Origin of the sequence: Mucilaginibacter flavus (assembly GCF_030409315.1) — a bacterium.
GTDB classification, from domain to species: Bacteria; Bacteroidota; Bacteroidia; order Sphingobacteriales; family Sphingobacteriaceae; genus Mucilaginibacter; species Mucilaginibacter flavus.
Map to the genome: position 1 here is coordinate 25,008 of NZ_JAUFPS010000002.1, position 15,481 is coordinate 40,488.

Annotated in this window: 26 protein-coding genes; 2 read left to right on the forward strand and 24 right to left on the reverse strand. The window is 41.3% G+C overall.

The window, feature by feature from the left end; translation table 11 throughout:
- Positions 1-3 precede the first annotated feature (3 nt).
- The 21 genes from secY to rplC form a co-directional block, all read right to left on the reverse strand.
- Positions 4-1,344 carry a preprotein translocase subunit SecY gene (gene secY / locus QWZ17_RS00565; RefSeq protein WP_290302862.1) on the reverse strand — a complete coding sequence of 447 codons (1,341 nt, stop codon included), beginning with the start codon at positions 1,342-1,344 and terminating at the stop codon, positions 4-6.
- 7 nt (positions 1,345-1,351) lie between these two features.
- Positions 1,352-1,798 carry a 50S ribosomal protein L15 gene (gene rplO / locus QWZ17_RS00570; protein WP_259097372.1) on the reverse strand — a complete coding sequence of 149 codons (447 nt, stop codon included), beginning with the start codon at positions 1,796-1,798 and terminating at the stop codon, positions 1,352-1,354.
- 4 nt (positions 1,799-1,802) lie between these two features.
- Complete coding sequence (rpmD, locus tag QWZ17_RS00575) at positions 1,803-1,982, reverse strand: 50S ribosomal protein L30 (protein ID WP_090643431.1); 180 nt, start codon at positions 1,980-1,982, stop codon at positions 1,803-1,805.
- Positions 1,983-1,988: 6 nt separating this feature from the next.
- Entirely contained in the window at positions 1,989-2,507 is a 519-nt protein-coding gene (gene rpsE, locus QWZ17_RS00580; RefSeq protein WP_290302863.1) for a 30S ribosomal protein S5, read from the reverse strand.
- Positions 2,508-2,519: 12 nt separating this feature from the next.
- Positions 2,520-2,873, reverse strand: coding sequence for a 50S ribosomal protein L18 (rplR, locus tag QWZ17_RS00585; RefSeq protein ID WP_290302864.1), 354 nt, complete (start codon positions 2,871-2,873; stop codon positions 2,520-2,522).
- Between the two features lie 5 nt (positions 2,874-2,878).
- The gene (gene rplF / locus QWZ17_RS00590; RefSeq protein ID WP_290302865.1) at positions 2,879-3,436 is read right to left on the reverse strand and encodes a 50S ribosomal protein L6; all 558 of its coding nucleotides are present in this window, start codon (positions 3,434-3,436) and stop codon (positions 2,879-2,881) included.
- Positions 3,437-3,452: 16 nt separating this feature from the next.
- Complete coding sequence (rpsH, locus tag QWZ17_RS00595) at positions 3,453-3,851, reverse strand: 30S ribosomal protein S8 (protein ID WP_290302866.1); 399 nt, start codon at positions 3,849-3,851, stop codon at positions 3,453-3,455.
- 202 nt (positions 3,852-4,053) lie between these two features.
- Positions 4,054-4,323 carry a 30S ribosomal protein S14 gene (gene rpsN, locus QWZ17_RS00600; RefSeq protein WP_090643411.1) on the reverse strand — a complete coding sequence of 90 codons (270 nt, stop codon included), beginning with the start codon at positions 4,321-4,323 and terminating at the stop codon, positions 4,054-4,056.
- Complete coding sequence (gene rplE / locus QWZ17_RS00605; RefSeq protein WP_290302867.1) at positions 4,316-4,879, reverse strand: 50S ribosomal protein L5; 564 nt, start codon at positions 4,877-4,879, stop codon at positions 4,316-4,318. The genes rpsN and rplE overlap by 8 nt, the downstream gene beginning before the upstream one ends.
- Positions 4,879-5,223 carry a 50S ribosomal protein L24 gene (rplX, locus tag QWZ17_RS00610; protein ID WP_290302868.1) on the reverse strand — a complete coding sequence of 115 codons (345 nt, stop codon included), beginning with the start codon at positions 5,221-5,223 and terminating at the stop codon, positions 4,879-4,881. Before rplX ends, rplE begins: the two co-directional genes overlap by 1 nt.
- Before the next feature lie 2 nt (positions 5,224-5,225).
- Complete coding sequence (gene rplN, locus QWZ17_RS00615) at positions 5,226-5,594, reverse strand: 50S ribosomal protein L14 (protein WP_290302869.1); 369 nt, start codon at positions 5,592-5,594, stop codon at positions 5,226-5,228.
- A 1-nt stretch (position 5,595) separates the two neighbouring features.
- Positions 5,596-5,850, reverse strand: coding sequence for a 30S ribosomal protein S17 (gene rpsQ, locus QWZ17_RS00620; protein ID WP_008506277.1), 255 nt, complete (start codon positions 5,848-5,850; stop codon positions 5,596-5,598).
- A gap of 20 nt (positions 5,851-5,870) precedes the next feature.
- The gene (rpmC, locus tag QWZ17_RS00625; RefSeq protein ID WP_290302872.1) at positions 5,871-6,080 is read right to left on the reverse strand and encodes a 50S ribosomal protein L29; all 210 of its coding nucleotides are present in this window, start codon (positions 6,078-6,080) and stop codon (positions 5,871-5,873) included.
- A 133-nt stretch (positions 6,081-6,213) separates the two neighbouring features.
- Entirely contained in the window at positions 6,214-6,636 is a 423-nt protein-coding gene (gene rplP / locus QWZ17_RS00630) for a 50S ribosomal protein L16 (protein WP_259097359.1), read from the reverse strand.
- A 48-nt stretch (positions 6,637-6,684) separates the two neighbouring features.
- Complete coding sequence (gene rpsC, locus QWZ17_RS00635; protein WP_290302874.1) at positions 6,685-7,596, reverse strand: 30S ribosomal protein S3; 912 nt, start codon at positions 7,594-7,596, stop codon at positions 6,685-6,687.
- A 6-nt stretch (positions 7,597-7,602) separates the two neighbouring features.
- On the reverse strand, positions 7,603-8,031 hold the full coding sequence (gene rplV / locus QWZ17_RS00640; protein ID WP_290302876.1) for a 50S ribosomal protein L22: 429 nt from the start codon (positions 8,029-8,031) through the stop codon (positions 7,603-7,605).
- A 3-nt stretch (positions 8,032-8,034) separates the two neighbouring features.
- Positions 8,035-8,301 (reverse strand): 30S ribosomal protein S19, encoded by a 267-nt coding sequence (gene rpsS / locus QWZ17_RS00645; protein WP_076377419.1) that lies wholly within the window; start codon positions 8,299-8,301, stop codon positions 8,035-8,037.
- Positions 8,301-9,128, reverse strand: coding sequence for a 50S ribosomal protein L2 (rplB, locus tag QWZ17_RS00650; protein ID WP_290302879.1), 828 nt, complete (start codon positions 9,126-9,128; stop codon positions 8,301-8,303). The genes rpsS and rplB overlap by 1 nt, the downstream gene beginning before the upstream one ends.
- A gap of 7 nt (positions 9,129-9,135) precedes the next feature.
- Positions 9,136-9,426, reverse strand: a complete 291-nt coding sequence (rplW, locus tag QWZ17_RS00655) for a 50S ribosomal protein L23 (protein ID WP_290302881.1) — start codon at positions 9,424-9,426, stop codon at positions 9,136-9,138.
- 6 nt (positions 9,427-9,432) lie between these two features.
- On the reverse strand, positions 9,433-10,062 hold the full coding sequence (gene rplD / locus QWZ17_RS00660) for a 50S ribosomal protein L4 (RefSeq protein WP_290302884.1): 630 nt from the start codon (positions 10,060-10,062) through the stop codon (positions 9,433-9,435).
- Between the two features lies 1 nt (position 10,063).
- The gene (gene rplC / locus QWZ17_RS00665) at positions 10,064-10,681 is read right to left on the reverse strand and encodes a 50S ribosomal protein L3 (RefSeq protein ID WP_290302885.1); all 618 of its coding nucleotides are present in this window, start codon (positions 10,679-10,681) and stop codon (positions 10,064-10,066) included.
- 329 nt (positions 10,682-11,010) lie between these two features.
- Between rplC and QWZ17_RS00670 the strand changes: the two genes are divergently transcribed.
- Positions 11,011-12,027: a hypothetical protein gene (locus QWZ17_RS00670; protein WP_290302886.1), complete on the forward strand. Its 1,017-nt coding sequence runs from the start codon at positions 11,011-11,013 to the stop codon at positions 12,025-12,027.
- Positions 12,028-12,134: 107 nt separating this feature from the next.
- Here the strand turns inward: QWZ17_RS00670 and QWZ17_RS00675 are convergent, their stop codons facing one another.
- From QWZ17_RS00675 to QWZ17_RS00685, 3 genes are read right to left on the reverse strand one after another with little or no spacing between them, the layout of a single operon-like run.
- Positions 12,135-12,464: a type II toxin-antitoxin system RelE/ParE family toxin gene (locus QWZ17_RS00675; protein ID WP_290302887.1), complete on the reverse strand. Its 330-nt coding sequence runs from the start codon at positions 12,462-12,464 to the stop codon at positions 12,135-12,137.
- Positions 12,454-12,684: a hypothetical protein gene (locus QWZ17_RS00680; protein WP_290302888.1), complete on the reverse strand. Its 231-nt coding sequence runs from the start codon at positions 12,682-12,684 to the stop codon at positions 12,454-12,456. The genes QWZ17_RS00675 and QWZ17_RS00680 overlap by 11 nt, the downstream gene beginning before the upstream one ends.
- Before the next feature lie 48 nt (positions 12,685-12,732).
- Complete coding sequence (locus tag QWZ17_RS00685) at positions 12,733-13,878, reverse strand: retropepsin-like aspartic protease (RefSeq protein WP_290302889.1); 1,146 nt, start codon at positions 13,876-13,878, stop codon at positions 12,733-12,735.
- A 146-nt stretch (positions 13,879-14,024) separates the two neighbouring features.
- On the opposite strand from QWZ17_RS00685, the gene QWZ17_RS00690 reads away from it, so the two are divergent.
- On the forward strand, positions 14,025-15,446 hold the full coding sequence (locus tag QWZ17_RS00690) for a C45 family autoproteolytic acyltransferase/hydrolase (RefSeq protein WP_290302890.1): 1,422 nt from the start codon (positions 14,025-14,027) through the stop codon (positions 15,444-15,446).
- The last annotated feature ends 35 nt before the right edge of the window (positions 15,447-15,481 follow it).

The following is a 15,481-nucleotide window of genomic DNA, read 5'->3' on the forward strand; positions in this document are numbered from 1 at the left end:
ATATTAGATCGCTGTTGGAGTTGTACCCGCAGCAGCCGGCATTGCGGTACGGCCTTTAATTCTTCCGGTTTTCATCAAACCATCATAATGACGCATCAACAAATGACTTTCAACCTGTTGTAAAGTATCCAAAACAACACCTACCAGGATGATCAATGATGTGCCACCAAAAAATCTTGCGAAGATTGGAGAAACACCTACCAAACTGGCTAATGCCGGTATAATGGCTATTAGTGCCAGGAAAATTGAACCCGGCAATGTAATTTTTGAAATTACAGCGTCAATATAGTCGGCTGTTGTTTTACCGGGTTTAATGCCCGGAATAAAACCGCCATTCTTCTTCATATCATCAGCCATTTGGTTAGGGTTAACCGTAATAGCCGTATAGAAATAAGTAAAAGCGATAATAAGGATACCAAACGTTAAGTTATGCGCCCATGAATTAGGGTTTGATAACGCGATTAATACACCATTTGATGAAATGCTTGGCATAAACTGTTGTACCGTTTGTGGTATAAACATTAAGGCCTGGGCAAATATAATTGGCATTACACCTGCCGCATTTACCTTTAAAGGAATATACTGGCGCACGCCACCGTATTGCTTATTACCAACTATACGCTTAGCATACTGCACCGCAATTTTGCGGGTACCCTGTACAATAAGTATAGTAAACATCACCACTGCTATAAGAGCCACAATTTCAACAATGAAAGTTATCAAGCCACCGGTACCGGTAGTACGTGAGGTAAACTCTGTTAAGAAAGCGCCCGGCAACTGGGCAATAATACCAACCATGATGATTAGCGATATACCGTTACCAATACCTTTATCTGTGATTTTTTCGCCAAGCCACATTACAAATAATGTACCTGCGGTTAAAACAAACATGTTAAGCACAGTAAATGCCGGATTAGGCAACATCATAGCATCAGCAGAAATTTGCGATTTTAAGTAACCGATAGCCTGTAACGCGGTAATACCGATGGTTAGGTAACGTGTCCACTGGTTAAGTTTATTACGGCCACTCTCGCCCTCTTTTTGCAATTTGGTGAAGTAAGGAACTGCGATACCTAATAATTGCACCACAATCGAAGCTGAAATATAAGGCATTACACCCAATGCAAAAATAGAGGCATGTGAAAACGAACCTCCTGAAAACATATTCAGCAATCCTACTAATCCTTCTGCCTTCCGGTTAGCTACTGACGCAGGATTAACCCCTGGCAGTACCACAAAGGAACCTACACGATATATTACAAGAAATAAGAGTGTGTTTATAATACGCACTCTTAAATCTTCGATTTTCCAGATATTGGATAATGTGGTGAAAAATTTCTTCATCCTAAAATTATAGCTTAACTATGGTACCACCAGCTGCTTCAATAGCTTTTTGAGCTGTAGCAGTAAATGCATGTGCCTCAACTTCAACTTTAGCTTTCAATTCGCCACGACCAAGGATTTTAACCAGGTCATTACGTGAAGCCAAGCCGTGTTCTTTTAAAGTAGCGAAATCAACTTTGGTAAGTGTGTATTTCTCAATTAACTCTTGCAATACATCAAGGTTAACGCCGGTATACTCCACACGGTTAGGGTTTTTAAACCCTACCTTAGGCACACGACGCTGTAAAGGCATTTGTCCGCCTTCAAAACCAACCTTGGTGCTTGTACCAGAACGTGAACCGGCGCCTTTATGGCCACGGGTTGAAGTACCGCCACGGCCAGAACCTGTACCACGGCCAATTCTTTTTCTATTTTTAGTAGAACCTTCTGCAGGTTTTAAATTACTTAAATTCATGATATTAAATATTTTCTACCGCTACCAGGTGGTTAACTTTTCTAACCATACCTATAATAGCTGCAGTTGCCTCAACTTCCACACTGTGGTTAATTTTACGCAAGCCTAATGCTTCGATAGTCTTTTTTTGGCGCTCACTTCTGTCGATCACGCTCTTAATCTGTGTTATTTTGATTTTGGCCATGACTGATTATCCGTTAAATACTTTACTTAAACTAACGCCACGCTGCTGTGCTACAGTATTGGCATCGCGCATTTGCGCCAATGCAGATACAGTTGCTTTAACCACGTTGTGCGGGTTTGATGAACCTTTTGATTTTGCTAACACGTTGTGAATACCTGCAGACTCTAATACTGCACGCATTGCACCACCCGCGATAACACCGGTACCGTTTGCTGCTGGTTTTAAGAAAACAAAACCACCGCTAAATTTACCAATTTGCTCGTGAGGGATAGTGTTGTTGATAATAGGAACTTTAACCAAGTTCTTTTTAGCATCATCGATACCTTTAGCAATTGCTTCAGTTACCTCTTTTGCTTTACCTAAACCGTAACCTACAACGCCGTTTTCGTCACCTACTACCACAATGGCAGAAAAGCTGAATGTACGGCCACCTTTGGTTACTTTGGCAACACGCTGTATGCTTACCAAGCGATCTTTTAATTCGATTTCGCTTGTTTTTACTCTTTTTATGTTGATTGTTGACATTTCTCTTTTCGATTAAAAGTTTAAACCACCTTCACGTGCACCTTCGGCCAGTGACTTAACACGACCATGGTACAAATAACCGTTCCTGTCGAAAACCACATCTTTGATACCAGCTGCGATAGCTTTCTGAGCTACCAGTTTGCCTACGGCTACTGATTGATCAGACTTAGTACCGTCTGCTGCTACAAAATCTTTTGATAAAGATGATGCTGATACGATAGTTTTACCGGTTAAATCGTCAATGATCTGCGCGTAAATACCTTTATTGCTCCTAAATACTGACAGGCGAGGACGCTCTGCTGATCCTGAAAGGCGTTTTCTAATGCCTTTTTTAATCCTGTCTCTTCTTGATAATTTAGCTCCCATGACGATTATTTTTTAGATGCTGATTTACCTGCTTTTCTTCTCAATATCTCGCCTACAAACTTAATACCTTTACCTTTGTAAGGCTCTGGAGTACGTAATGAGCGTATTTTTGCAGCTACCTGGCCAATTAACTGTTTGTCAATTGATTCAAGTATGATAGTTGGGTTTTTACCCTTATCAGCAGTGGTTGTAACTTTAATTTCTGTTGGCAATTCAAATACATAGTGGTGAGAGTAACCCAACACTAAATCTAATGTATTACCTGTATTGGTAGCACGGTAACCTACACCAACTAATTCTTGCTGTACTTTGTAACCTTCTGTTACACCTACTACCATGTTATTTAAAAGCGCACGGTATAAACCATGTAATGCTTTATGACGTTTTTGATCAGACGGGCGTTGAACCAGTAACTGACCGTCTTCCTGTGCAATGGTGATATCGCTATCAACCGCTTGCTGCAATTGACCTTTAGGACCTTTTACTGTAACAACATTATCTGCTGATACGGTAACGGTTACTCCTGCCGGCATTGCTATCGGTGCTTTTCCTACTCTTGACATTGCTTAATTTCTCCTATTAATAAACGTAGCATAAAACCTCACCACCAACATTTTGCTGACGAGCTTCTTTATCAGACATAACGCCTTTAGAAGTTGACAGGATGGCGATACCTAAACCATTCAATACTCTTGGCATTTTTTCCATGCCTGCGTATTTCCTCAAACCTGGTTTACTGATGCGCGTAATGCTACGGATAGCAGAAATTTTAGTTATAGGGTGGTATTTTAAAGCCACTTTAATAGTGCCTTGTACTGTACCATCTTCAAACTTGTAATTGGCAATGTAACCTTTGTCGAAAAGCACCTTAGTGATTTCCTTTTTCAGATTTGATGCAGGAATTTCAACAACCCTATGGTTGGCTTTAATAGCATTCCTTACTCTTGTAAGATAATCTGCGATTGGATCTGTATTCATTTTATTGTGTTATGATAGTGGTTTCCTTCCCGTAACATCCGGGGCGACCTTCCATCGGTTAATTCTCTTTTATAGTATCAAGTAGTTAGTATCAAGTATCAAGATTTTATCTTGTTTTTGACGCTAACTACTCTAACTCTTCAGTACCTTTTGCAATTCATATGTCTTGCTACTTGATACTATATACTTGCTACTGAAATAATTACCAGCTTGCTTTTTTTACTCCCGGGATTTTGCCATCAAGAGCCATTTCACGGAATGTAACACGTGAAATACCAAACTGACGCATGTAACCACGTGGGCGGCCGGTTAATTTACAACGGTTGTGTAATTTTACCGGTGATGAAGCCTTAGGTAATTTATCTAAGCCTACGTAATCGCCGGCTTCTTTAAGGGCTGCTCTTTTCTCTGCGTATTTAGCAACCAATTTAGCGCGCTTTACTTCACGTGCTTTTACACCTTCTTTAGCCATTGCTATTTTGATTTTTAAATGGTAATCCAAATTGTTTCAACAACTCCAATGCTTCAACATCGTTTGTTGCGGAGGTTACAAAGGTAATATCCATACCTTGAATTTTATTGATTTTGTCAATATTTATCTCAGGGAATATAATTTGCTCTGTAATACCTAATGTATAGTTACCGCGGCCATCAAAACCTTTGTCGTTGATGCCTTTAAAGTCACGTATACGTGGCAGGGCAACAGCAATTAAACGATCCAAAAACTCGTACATTGTGTTGTCACGCAAGGTAACACGTACGCCTACCGGCATATTTTTACGCAATTTGAAGTTTGAGATATCTTTTTTAGATTTTGAAGATACTGCCTGCTGACCAGTGATGGTTGTTAACTCAGTGATGGTGTTCTCGATCAATTTTTTATCGGTAGTAGCACCGCCAACGCCCTGGTTAATGGCAATTTTTTCCAATTTAGGAACTTGCATTACGCTTTTGTACTGAAATTTATCTTTCAGCGCGGTGCGAATCTCGTCCTTGTATTTTGTTTTTAATCTTGGTATGTAAGACATTACTTGATTTCCTCCCCTGATTTTTTAGATACCCTTACTAATTTACCGGCATCGTTTTTCTTACGGCCAACACGGGTAGTAGCTCCTGTTTTAGGATCAACCAATGCCAGGTTTGAAATGTGTATAGCAGCTTCCTGTTTTACAATTCCACCGTTAGGGTTAGCAGCATTAGGTTTTGTGTGTTTTGATACCAAGTTGGCACCTTCAACAACAGCCCTGTTCCTGTCAACTAATACCTCAACAATTTTACCTTGTGATCCTTTTGAATCGCCGGCTATAACTTTTACCAGGTCGCCTTTGCGAATTTTTAATTTGCCTGGTGTTGCAATTTTTTTCTTTTCCATGATTACAATACCTCCGGTGCTAATGATACAATTTTCATAAATTGTTTCTCACGTAGCTCTCTTGCAACCGGGCCAAAGATACGGGTACCTCTTGGCTCATCCTGGTTATTTAACAAAACTGCTGCGTTATCGTCGAAACGGATGTATGAACCATCTTTTCTGCGGATCTCTTTTTTGGTGCGTACTACTACGGCTTTAGATACAGTACCTTTTTTAACGTTACCTGAAGGTAAAGCGCTTTTTACGGTTACTACTATCTTATCGCCGATAGATGCGTACCTTTTACCGGTACCACCCAAAACACGGATCACTAAAACTTGTTTAGCGCCACTGTTATCGGCTACGTTTAATCTTGATTCCTGTTGTACCATCTTATTTAGCCCTTTCTAAAATTTGAACTAATCTCCAGTTTTTGCTCTTGCTCAGCGGGCGGGTTTCCATAATCAATACGGTATCGCCAATGCCACAAGTATTAGTCTCATCATGAGCCATGAATTTTGTGGTCTTTTTCACGAATTTACCGTAGATAGGGTGTTTCACTTTACGCTCAACAGCAACTACGATAGATTTTTCCATCTTATTGCTAACTACCAGGCCGGTACGTGTTTTTCTTAAATTTCTTTCCATTTTTCTGAATGCTTAAAAAATTAATTCTTTTCAGAAGCCGACGCCGCTTTGCGTTTTGTTATTTCAGTATTTAACTGAGCAATTCCCTTGCGTACCTTTGTTATACGGGATGGATTCTCAATAGCCGAAACTGCGTGTGCAAATTTCAGTTTGGTTAGGGTTGACCTTTCCTCGCTTAATTTCGCATTCAACTCTTCGGTTGATAGCTCCAAAATTTCTGAGTTTTTCATTTTCTTATTATTTTATTCGTTGTAAAGTTGGAAAGTTGAAATGTTAAAAAGTTCCCTTTGGGGGTGGTTGTTAAATCAATCTGGTTTCTCAACCTTTAAACATTACAACCTTTCAACTACTCCGAACAATTATTTATGCCTCTACGTAATCCCTACGTACTATAAATCTTGTTTGTACTGGAAGTTTTTGAGCTGCAAGGCGTAAGGCCTCTTTAGCAACTTCCAAAGGTACTCCTTCGGCTTCGAAGATGATCCTTCCGGGGCGTACTACCGCTACCCAGTACTCAGGAGCACCTTTACCTTTACCCATACGTACCTCTGCTGGTTTTTTGGTTACAGGCTTATCAGGGAATATCCTGATCCACACCTGGCCTTCACGTTTCATAAAACGTGTTACAGCGATACGTGCAGCCTCGATCTGACGGCTGGTGATCCATGCCGATTCGAGTGATTTTACACCGAAAGATCCGAATGAAAGTTCAGCACCACGGGTGGCTAAACCTTTCATCCTGCCTTTTTGCATCTTTCTGAACTTCGTTCTTTTTGGCTGTAGCATTTTCTTAAGCTTTTATATCGTTACGATATTTGTCTTCTACTTTAATTATTATCTCTTTCCCGGACCGCCTGGACGGTTACCGCCTTGACCACCTGGACGGCTGCCACCTTGACCACCCGGACGGTTGTTACCACCACCACGAGGACCATTGTTGCCACCTGCACCCGGGCCACCTCTGCGGTCACCACCTGGTTTCCTGTCGCCTCTGCGCTCACCGCCACGTTCGCCACCACGAGCATTGTCGCGGCCACCGAAACCTGCTGATGCGCCTTCTGGCCTGCCACCTTTACCGCTGCTGCTGCTTGTACCGCCAATGTTTGGAGATAAATCGCGTTTTCCGTAAACTTCGCCTTTACAGATCCAAACTTTAACACCTATTTTACCATAAGTAGTTAATGCTTCTGCCAAAGCGTAGTCAATATCGGCACGGAAAGTGTGCAAAGGAATTCTACCTTCTTTATATTGTTCGCTACGTGCCATCTCGGCACCGCCTAACCTGCCAGATGTCATGATCTTGATACCTTCAGCACCCATTCTCATGGTTGATGCGATAGTAGTTTTCATGGCACGACGGAAAGAGATACGTGCTTCTAATTGTTTTGCGATACCTTCTGCAACTAATTGTGCATCAAGCTCAGGGCGTTTAATTTCAAAGATGTTGATCTGAACCTCTTTTTTGGTAAGTTTTTTCAACTCTTCTTTGATCTTATCAACCTCGGCACCGCCTTTACCAATCACAATACCCGGACGGGCAGTGTGGATAGTTACAGTGATGCGTTTTAAAGTACGTTCGATAACTACTTTTGATACGCCGCCTTTAGCGATACGAGCTGAAAGATATTTGCGGATTTTTTCGTCTTCAACTAATTTGTCGGCATAGTGATTGCCACCGAACCAATTAGAATCCCAACCTCTGATGATTCCTAATCTGTTACCTATTGGATGTGCTTTCTGTCCCATTTCAAATTAATTGTTTTCGTTTTTACTATCCACAATAAGTGTTACGTGGTTTGAGCGCTTACGGATACGGTATCCTCTTCCTTGCGGAGCAGGACGTAACCTTTTAAGCTGACGGCCACCACCTACTGAAACTTCTTTTACAAATAAACCTGCTTCTTCAACACGTTTGCCTTCGTTTTTAGCTTCCCAGTTTTTGATTGCTGATAACAAAAGTTTCTCAACACGTATAGCAGCTTCTTTATTTGTAAATTTCAGTATAGCTAACGCTTTCTCAACGTTTTCGCCACGGATCAGGTCAACTACCAAACGCATTTTGCGTGGTGAAGTTGGGCAATCCTGTAGTTTAGCAACTGAAGCGCCACCAACAATGGCTTTTGCAGCTTCTTTTTGCTGTCTGATCAGTACAGACTTTTTGATTTTAGTTGTTGCTTCCATGCCTTATTTTTTCTTTTCTGCGTGACCGCGGAATGTACGGGTTGGAGCAAATTCTCCCAACTTGTGACCAACCATGTTTTCTGTTACATACACAGGGATAAACTTGTTACCGTTGTGTACTGCGAATGTGTGACCAACGAAATCAGGAGAGATCATGGAACGACGTGACCATGTTTTTACAACTGATTTTTTGCTTGATTCATTCAAGGTAAGAACTTTTCTTTCCAGGTTATGATCAATATAAGGTCCTTTTTTAATTGAACGTGCCATTATTTTTTCCTTCTTTCAATGATATAACGATCCGACCCTTTTTTCTTATCACGAGTTTTGTAGCCTTTAGCTAACAAACCTTTACGTGAACGTGGATGACCACCTGAGGCTCTACCCTCACCACCACCCATAGGGTGATCTACCGGGTTCATGGCTACACCACGAACGCGCGGCCTGCGGCCTAACCAACGTTTGCGACCTGCTTTACCTAATACCGCGTTTGCTCTTTCGCCATTTGAAACGGTACCGATAGTTGCCAAGCAAGTTGACAAAATCATACGGGTTTCGCCTGAAGGCAATTTGATGATAGCGTATTTGCCATCACGTGCCGAAAGCTGGGCATAAGTACCTGCGCTTCGGGCGATAACACCGCCCTGACCTGGGTTTAACTCAATGTTGTGGATGATAGAACCCAACGGAATGTTTTTTAATGGTAAAGTATTACCAACTTCCGGAGCTGCTGTTTCGCCAGATACGATAACTGTACCAACAGTTAAACCTTCCGGTGCTATCATATATCGTTTTTCACCATCAGCAAAATGTAACAGGGCTATACGTGCAGATCTGTTTGGATCATACTCAATAGTTGCAACTTTTGCAGGGATATCAAATTTATTACGTTTAAAATCAACAAGCCTGTATGCTTGTTTATGACCACCACCTAAATAGCGCATAGTCATTTTACCGCTGTTGTTACGACCGCCCGATCTTTTGTTAGATGCTACAACCAACGACTTTTCAGGAACGTTTGTTGTGATATCTGAGTTAGATACATCAACTCTGAAACGGGTACCCGGGGTAACCGGTTTAAATCTCTTTACTGCCATCTCTTAATTATATATTGCTGTAAAAATCAATTACTTCACCGGCGTTTAACGTAATGATCGCTTTTTTGTAAGTAGCAATGCGGCCTTGTACGGCACCTGCCTTAGTGTTGCGAGTTTTAAGTTTGCCGACATATTTCATGGTGTTTACCGCCTTAACGTTTACACCATACATCGCCTCAATGGCACCTTTAATCTGAATTTTGTTAGCTCTGTGATCAACTTTGAAAGCATAACGGTTAAGTTTCTCTGTTAATTGAGTTACTTTTTCAGTAAGTAGGGGTTTCTTTAAAATTTCCATAATTACTTAAGCTAATGCTTCCTCCAAAGTTTTTACAGCGCCTGTAGTTAATAACAGTTTACCAGCGTTTAACACATCATAAGTGTTTAGCTGCTCAACTGAAATTACTTTAGTTTTCTTCAGGTTTCTGCTTGATAAATACACATTGTTGTTTTCGGCACCTGCTACTACTAATAATGTTTTGTCATTAGTAACATTCAGATCAGCCTCCATTTTAATGTAGTTTTTAGTTTTGATGGTATCAAAATTAAAATCTTCCAATACTAAAATGTTGTTATCCTTTGCTTTGTATGATAAAGCCGATTTACGGGCCAGTGATTTTAACTTCTTGTTTAATTTGAAGCTGTAATCGCGTGGTTGCGGACCGAAAACGCGACCACCACCATTAAATAATGGAGATTTAACGCTACCTGCACGGGCACCACCTGTACCTTTTTGTTTATATAATTTGCGGGTTGAACCTGCAATCTCGTTACGCTGTTTTGATTTGTGTGTACCTTGACGTTGGTTAGCTAAAAACTGCTTAACATCAAGATAGATCGCGTGATCGTTTGGTTCAATACCGAATACTGACTCAGGAAGTTGCACCTTGGCACCTGTTTCTTTACCTGATACGTTTAATACGTTTACTTCCATCTTATTTGTCCACTATTACGATTGAACCTTTAGCTCCTGGTATGGAACCTTTAACAACCAAAAGGTTTTGCTCAGCGTAAACCTTAACCACTTGTAAGTTCTGTGTTTTTACACGAACGTTACCGGTTTGACCTGCCATGCGCATGCCTTTAAATACACGCGATGGCCATGATGACGCACCCAAAGAACCTGGCGCACGTAAACGATTGTGCTGACCGTGAGTTTGCATACCCACACCACCAAAACCGTGACGTTTTACCACACCCTGAAATCCTTTACCTTTTGAAGTACCAACTACATCAACAAAATCTCCCGCCGCGAAGATATCAACAGTAACAGTGTCACCTAATGATTTTTCGTCTACGAAAGTTTTGAATTCAACAAGCTTACGCTTTGGAGTAGTACCGGCTTTTTGGAAGTGTCCTTTTAACGGACCAGAAGTGTTTTTTTCCTTTTTGTCGCCATATGCCAGCTGTACAGCAGCATATCCGTCTGTATCTACAGACTTAACTTGTGTTACCACGCAAGGGCCAGCTTCGATTACGGTACAAGGAATGTTCTTCCCTGTTTCGTCGAAAATGCTGGTCATTCCTACTTTTTTACCAATAATTCCTGACATTTCTTTAATTTGTTTGTGTCCATCGAAGCAGTAGGGCTTCGTTCAAGACATATTATTCCCCCCGAAAGGGACGGCAAAGATAGAAACTTTACAGTAATAATCAAATAGTTAGTGAGTTATTTTTTTATAAATTTTATACTATTGTTTTAATCCGCGGTTTCGGGCTATCTTGCTGGGGACTAATTGGTTTAAATTTATCTAAAAACAAAGAGGCTAATTGCATTTTGCCCGGCATTAAGATAAATTTACCCACTCCAAAATACCCGGTATCAAATAGCGCGCGTTTACCGGTTTTGATGGCGAAAATTTTACATCTGCACAAATAATATATGACACCTGCACCCTCACTTACCCGAAACAAAATTTCAATCAGCATCATCGCCATTTTAATTTTTTGCGGTGGCTGGATATTATTGCACACCGTAGCATCAAGCATAAGAAGCAAAGTGGCCGATGGGTTACTGGGCGATTGTATAGTCACTTTTCCCGCGCTATATTATTTCATTATTATTCGTCCATCAAAGGCCTCGGCAAGGCAGTTGTTGTTTGTGGTAAGTATCTGCTCAATTATAGCCTACCTTATACTTCCTGCACAACAAAAGGCTTATATATTGCAGGTTAGGAAATTATCGGCACTTGCCGAACTGTTGTTTATTATTTATGCATTTACCAAAATCAACACACTCCGGTTAGCCTACCAAACCCAAAAAGCGCTCCTCCCCGATCCAATTTACAACCTGCGCCTGGCCATGGCCAACACCATGGGCGATTCGTTAGGTGTAAAAATCATAGCTTCTGAATTGGCTGTTTTAAAATATGGCCTTTTCTGCTGGAACAAAGAACAACCCGCACTGGCCCAAAGCCGCTCGTTTACTACTCATCAGGATTTTGGTTATGTGGCCATATGGTGCATTTTGCTTGTCGCTATTATGGTAGAAACATTCGCGTTTCACCTTCTGCTGCTAAAATGGAGTTATATAGCCGCTATGATCATTACCGGGCTTACCCTTTACGGCTTTATTTTCCTGATTGCCGATTTATCCGCAGTACTAAAAAGAAAAATAGAGATCAACCAAACCACCCTGTTATTACGCACAGGCCTACGCTGGAGGGCAATAGTTGATGTAACCAACATTAATTCGGTAAGTAAAATTATTAACGACTACCATTCAGACGAGGATTATTTTAAAGGAGGTATTATAAAAAGCAGCGGGAACCTGCTCATCACTTTTAAAAGCCCTGTACAGGTTGATAAGCTTTATGGCAAAAGCAAAATGGTTAGCACCATTTTAATGAATATTGATGATTACGAGGGATTTGCCGAAATGATTAATAAACAATTGTAATTAGTTTAAGGGCAATGCCTGCGGCCCGGGCTGTACGCTTATACTACACAGGCATTAACCACGGGCCTGTATTCGCTGCCATCCCTATTGCGAAAGAGAATCAAATATCAGGACGATAAACCTTTCAATCGGCTCAATAATTCCTGATCGCTTATATTACTCAAATCAGCCTTATCATATATCGCTAACAGGTAAATAGCTTCATTAACAATCTGAACGAAGGTAATAACCCTTCCCCCACCAGATTTACCCCTATTTTTAGAAGAGATTGCCAACCTTATTTTATAACAGTCGTTCCCCAAAGCAGTTCCTAAATGAGGATTAGACGTCAAGTCGACTGCAAGATTTGTCAGATCGGTTCTTATTGAGGGATATTTCTTGGCCAGTTTTTTAAGTTCTTTTGCAAATGGCGGCGTTGGTAAAATTTTAAAGCTCATCTAAAAGCTGCTCCAATGTTTGCGCTTTCACTTTACCTTCCAGGTGCTTTTTAACAAAATGTACAGAATTTTCTAAATCACTAAGAACCTGTTCTTTCTTTAATTCTTTATTTTGTTTCTTATCTTGTTTAACCGCAATGACTTTACCTCCCAACTGCTCAACAAGATCGGCAAGAGTTTTTCCCGCTTTTTCAGAAATTTCGATTGTAAGTGTTGTCATATCACAAATTTATACATTTTTAAAGTATAATAAAAAAACAACCCGGTCCTACTCCCTCTTAAACTCAATCTTCTTCACATTCCCCTGCTCATCTTTGATAGTAAAAGTAGCAGATTCTTTGGCACCAAGTATATACCTGCCGTTATTCAGCATATCGCAAAAATCTACTTTCGAAAAATCCTTATCATCTATAGCCAAAATTTGCTGTCCGGGCTTTATCAGGTCCTTCGCCTTTTCAAATACTACACCAACTACCAGTTTATCGCCAACAACCGCCGGCTCAAATGACCATTGCCTGGCGTTAAGGTCAATAACCTTATCATTGGCATCAAAATAAAACCTGCCACGGATAAAATCGAGCGTGACGGTGCCATAATCAAACAGCTTACTGCCAATGGCAGGATTGCTTACCCTATTCGTGGTGTTTATCACGTTATCAAACGTAACGACACCCATTTTCATCTCGGGGATTTTGATGAGGTATTTTTCTGCATTTTGTTGTAAGCCCAACACTCCAAACTGATTGGCGCCGTAGCCCTTTGCCAGTACTTCATACGCGTTGTATTTAGTTAATTGGTTCATTACATCTTCAGACATGCGCATAAAAGCGTTATCGCCCGAATCAAACTCCAGGTACAGGTTTACCTTATTATTCAGCTTTACGGTGATGGTAGGGTCACTTTGTCCTGCAGATGCTTTTAACGGCACACTATGCTTGGGATCTAACTTCAGCTTATCAGGCTGGTCGGTAATGATAAGCACATGCCTGTCGCTGGCCACCTGCACAATAGAACCGCGAAGCATATTACTGCCAATAACACCATCAACCTCCCAGCATTTATATAATAGCGATTCCAACGTTCCGGATGGGATATCGGTAAACACCAGGTTGCCCAACTTAATCTCCGGGAGTTTTACAGTGGCCACAGAATCTCTTTGACCATTTGTATCCCCCACCGAACTTTTGTTAATTACAGGCAGGTTAAGTTCTTTAGCAAGCGCTTTGCTGATATTAGTTGGCGACCCAGTATCAAAAATAAACTTATGCTTTTTGCCCGCTATTTCGGGATAGATAAATATCCGGCCGTTTACGTTTTCAAAAGGGATCTCCTCGTAATAGCCCGGCGTTTTCACCCCTCCCTGGTTGTAAGAAAAATTTTGCGCAAAGCAAGCAGACGCGATCAATAGTGACAAAAGGCAACAGGTTATAATTTTCATAGTAATAGTTAGCAGTTCAAAATACAAAATTTAAATGCATGTGTAAAACGTTAGCCCGATTTAGTTATTTCAATTACAATTCACTAAATTGAACCGGCTTAATAATTAAGCTGTTAACTGACATGAGATACACCACCAAAGCAATTGCCATTTTTTTTGTGGCGGCGACATTATTTGCCTGCAAACAAAAAACTACCGAAAAAACTACAGTTGTTCATGACCGGTTGGGTAAAGCCAGCAGGGAGGATAAAAATGGTTGGATTTATGTACACCTGGCTGGCTCTCCTGCCGATATTGGCTACCAGCATGGCTACCTGTTATCAAAGGAAATTGACACCTTAATTAAAGTGATGGAGTACTATCTGCCTTACGGCAGCAAAAAGGATTGGGCGTTTTACCGCAAAGCCAGCGCCCGTTTTTTATGGAAAAAGATTGACAAGGAATACCAGGACGAGATTCGCGGAATCAGCGAGGGTTTGCAGGCCCGGGGACTTAAATATGATACTTTAGATGTTACCGCGCTTAACGCCAACATTGAACTGGCACAATATTACGTGCCCGAACTGATGAACAAGGTAAAACCCGGCAGCGGCGACAATAAAGCTCCCGGCAATTGCAGTGCCTTTATCGCTACCGGCAAATACACTAAAGATGGAAAAATTGTTATCGGCCATAACAACTGGACGGATTATATTGAAGGCGAACGCTGGAACGTAATAGCCGATATAGTACCAGAAAAAGGCAATCACATTTTGATGGATACCGCTCCCGGTTTTATCCATAGCGGTGACGATTTTGTGGAAACCAGCAGCGGCATAGTGATCACCGAAACCACCATTACCGGCTTTAAAGGTTTTGATACCACCCGCACACCCGAATTTGTACGCGCCCGCAAAGCCGCGCAATACAGCAACAGTATTGATGATGTAATAAAAATTATGAGTACCGATAACAACGGTGGCTATGCCAACGACTGGCTTATTGGCGATACCAAAACCAACGAGGTAGCTAAACTGGAGCTGGGCCTTAAAACTCAAAAAGTGTGGCGATCAAAAGATACGGCCATGATAGGGTCAAACTTCCCCGAAGATCCTAACCTGATTAAACAGGAAACCACTTTTGATGTGAACAACAAATCAAGTTCGCCCAATGCCCGCAAGTTACGGATGGAAAAATTGGTTTGTATAGATTATAAAGGTAAGTTAGATGCCGATAACGGCAAAACAATTGAAGGAGATACGTTTGATGCACTGAACGGAAAAAAAGCCCTTAACCGCTGCGTGATTGACGGCCATATTGACCAGGACCCTAAAGGTTGCCCCGAATGGAGCGAAGGCCCCTACTTCCCCATGGGAGCTGTACAAGGTAAAGTAGCCAATGCCGAGATGGTAAGCAAACTACAACTATGGGCGCACATGGGCCACCCCAGCGGCGATGATTTCCTGGCAGCACCTTTCCTTAAAAAGCATCCGGAATATAATTACCAGGCTAAATATTTAAGGGACATGAAGGCATATCCGTGGACAATGTTTGCGGCGAAGTAGAGACAACAGTAAACAGAAAAGCCCAATCATGTTTG

Coding starts and splice junctions, on each gene's coding strand:
- secY (WP_290302862.1), bottom strand. CDS start 1,344: ATGAAGAAATTTTTCACCACATTATCCAATATCTGGAAAATCGAAGAT.
- rplO (WP_259097372.1), bottom strand. CDS start 1,798: ATGAATTTAAGTAATTTAAAACCTGCAGAAGGTTCTACTAAAAATAGA.
- rpmD (WP_090643431.1), bottom strand. CDS start 1,982: ATGGCCAAAATCAAAATAACACAGATTAAGAGCGTGATCGACAGAAGT.
- rpsE (WP_290302863.1), bottom strand. CDS start 2,507: ATGTCAACAATCAACATAAAAAGAGTAAAAACAAGCGAAATCGAATTA.
- rplR (WP_290302864.1), bottom strand. CDS start 2,873: ATGGGAGCTAAATTATCAAGAAGAGACAGGATTAAAAAAGGCATTAGA.
- rplF (WP_290302865.1), bottom strand. CDS start 3,436: ATGTCAAGAGTAGGAAAAGCACCGATAGCAATGCCGGCAGGAGTAACC.
- rpsH (WP_290302866.1), bottom strand. CDS start 3,851: ATGAATACAGATCCAATCGCAGATTATCTTACAAGAGTAAGGAATGCT.
- rpsN (WP_090643411.1), bottom strand. CDS start 4,323: ATGGCTAAAGAAGGTGTAAAAGCACGTGAAGTAAAGCGCGCTAAATTG.
- rplE (WP_290302867.1), bottom strand. CDS start 4,879: ATGTCTTACATACCAAGATTAAAAACAAAATACAAGGACGAGATTCGC.
- rplX (WP_290302868.1), bottom strand. CDS start 5,223: ATGGAAAAGAAAAAAATTGCAACACCAGGCAAATTAAAAATTCGCAAA.
- rplN (WP_290302869.1), bottom strand. CDS start 5,594: ATGGTACAACAGGAATCAAGATTAAACGTAGCCGATAACAGTGGCGCT.
- rpsQ (WP_008506277.1), bottom strand. CDS start 5,850: ATGGAAAGAAATTTAAGAAAAACACGTACCGGCCTGGTAGTTAGCAAT.
- rpmC (WP_290302872.1), bottom strand. CDS start 6,080: ATGAAAAACTCAGAAATTTTGGAGCTATCAACCGAAGAGTTGAATGCG.
- rplP (WP_259097359.1), bottom strand. CDS start 6,636: ATGCTACAGCCAAAAAGAACGAAGTTCAGAAAGATGCAAAAAGGCAGG.
- rpsC (WP_290302874.1), bottom strand. CDS start 7,596: ATGGGACAGAAAGCACATCCAATAGGTAACAGATTAGGAATCATCAGA.
- rplV (WP_290302876.1), bottom strand. CDS start 8,031: ATGGAAGCAACAACTAAAATCAAAAAGTCTGTACTGATCAGACAGCAA.
- rpsS (WP_076377419.1), bottom strand. CDS start 8,301: ATGGCACGTTCAATTAAAAAAGGACCTTATATTGATCATAACCTGGAA.
- rplB (WP_290302879.1), bottom strand. CDS start 9,128: ATGGCAGTAAAGAGATTTAAACCGGTTACCCCGGGTACCCGTTTCAGA.
- rplW (WP_290302881.1), bottom strand. CDS start 9,426: ATGGAAATTTTAAAGAAACCCCTACTTACTGAAAAAGTAACTCAATTA.
- rplD (WP_290302884.1), bottom strand. CDS start 10,062: ATGGAAGTAAACGTATTAAACGTATCAGGTAAAGAAACAGGTGCCAAG.
- rplC (WP_290302885.1), bottom strand. CDS start 10,681: ATGTCAGGAATTATTGGTAAAAAAGTAGGAATGACCAGCATTTTCGAC.
- QWZ17_RS00670 (WP_290302886.1), top strand. CDS start 11,011: ATGACACCTGCACCCTCACTTACCCGAAACAAAATTTCAATCAGCATC.
- QWZ17_RS00675 (WP_290302887.1), bottom strand. CDS start 12,464: ATGAGCTTTAAAATTTTACCAACGCCGCCATTTGCAAAAGAACTTAAA.
- QWZ17_RS00680 (WP_290302888.1), bottom strand. CDS start 12,684: ATGACAACACTTACAATCGAAATTTCTGAAAAAGCGGGAAAAACTCTT.
- QWZ17_RS00690 (WP_290302890.1), top strand. CDS start 14,025: ATGAGATACACCACCAAAGCAATTGCCATTTTTTTTGTGGCGGCGACA.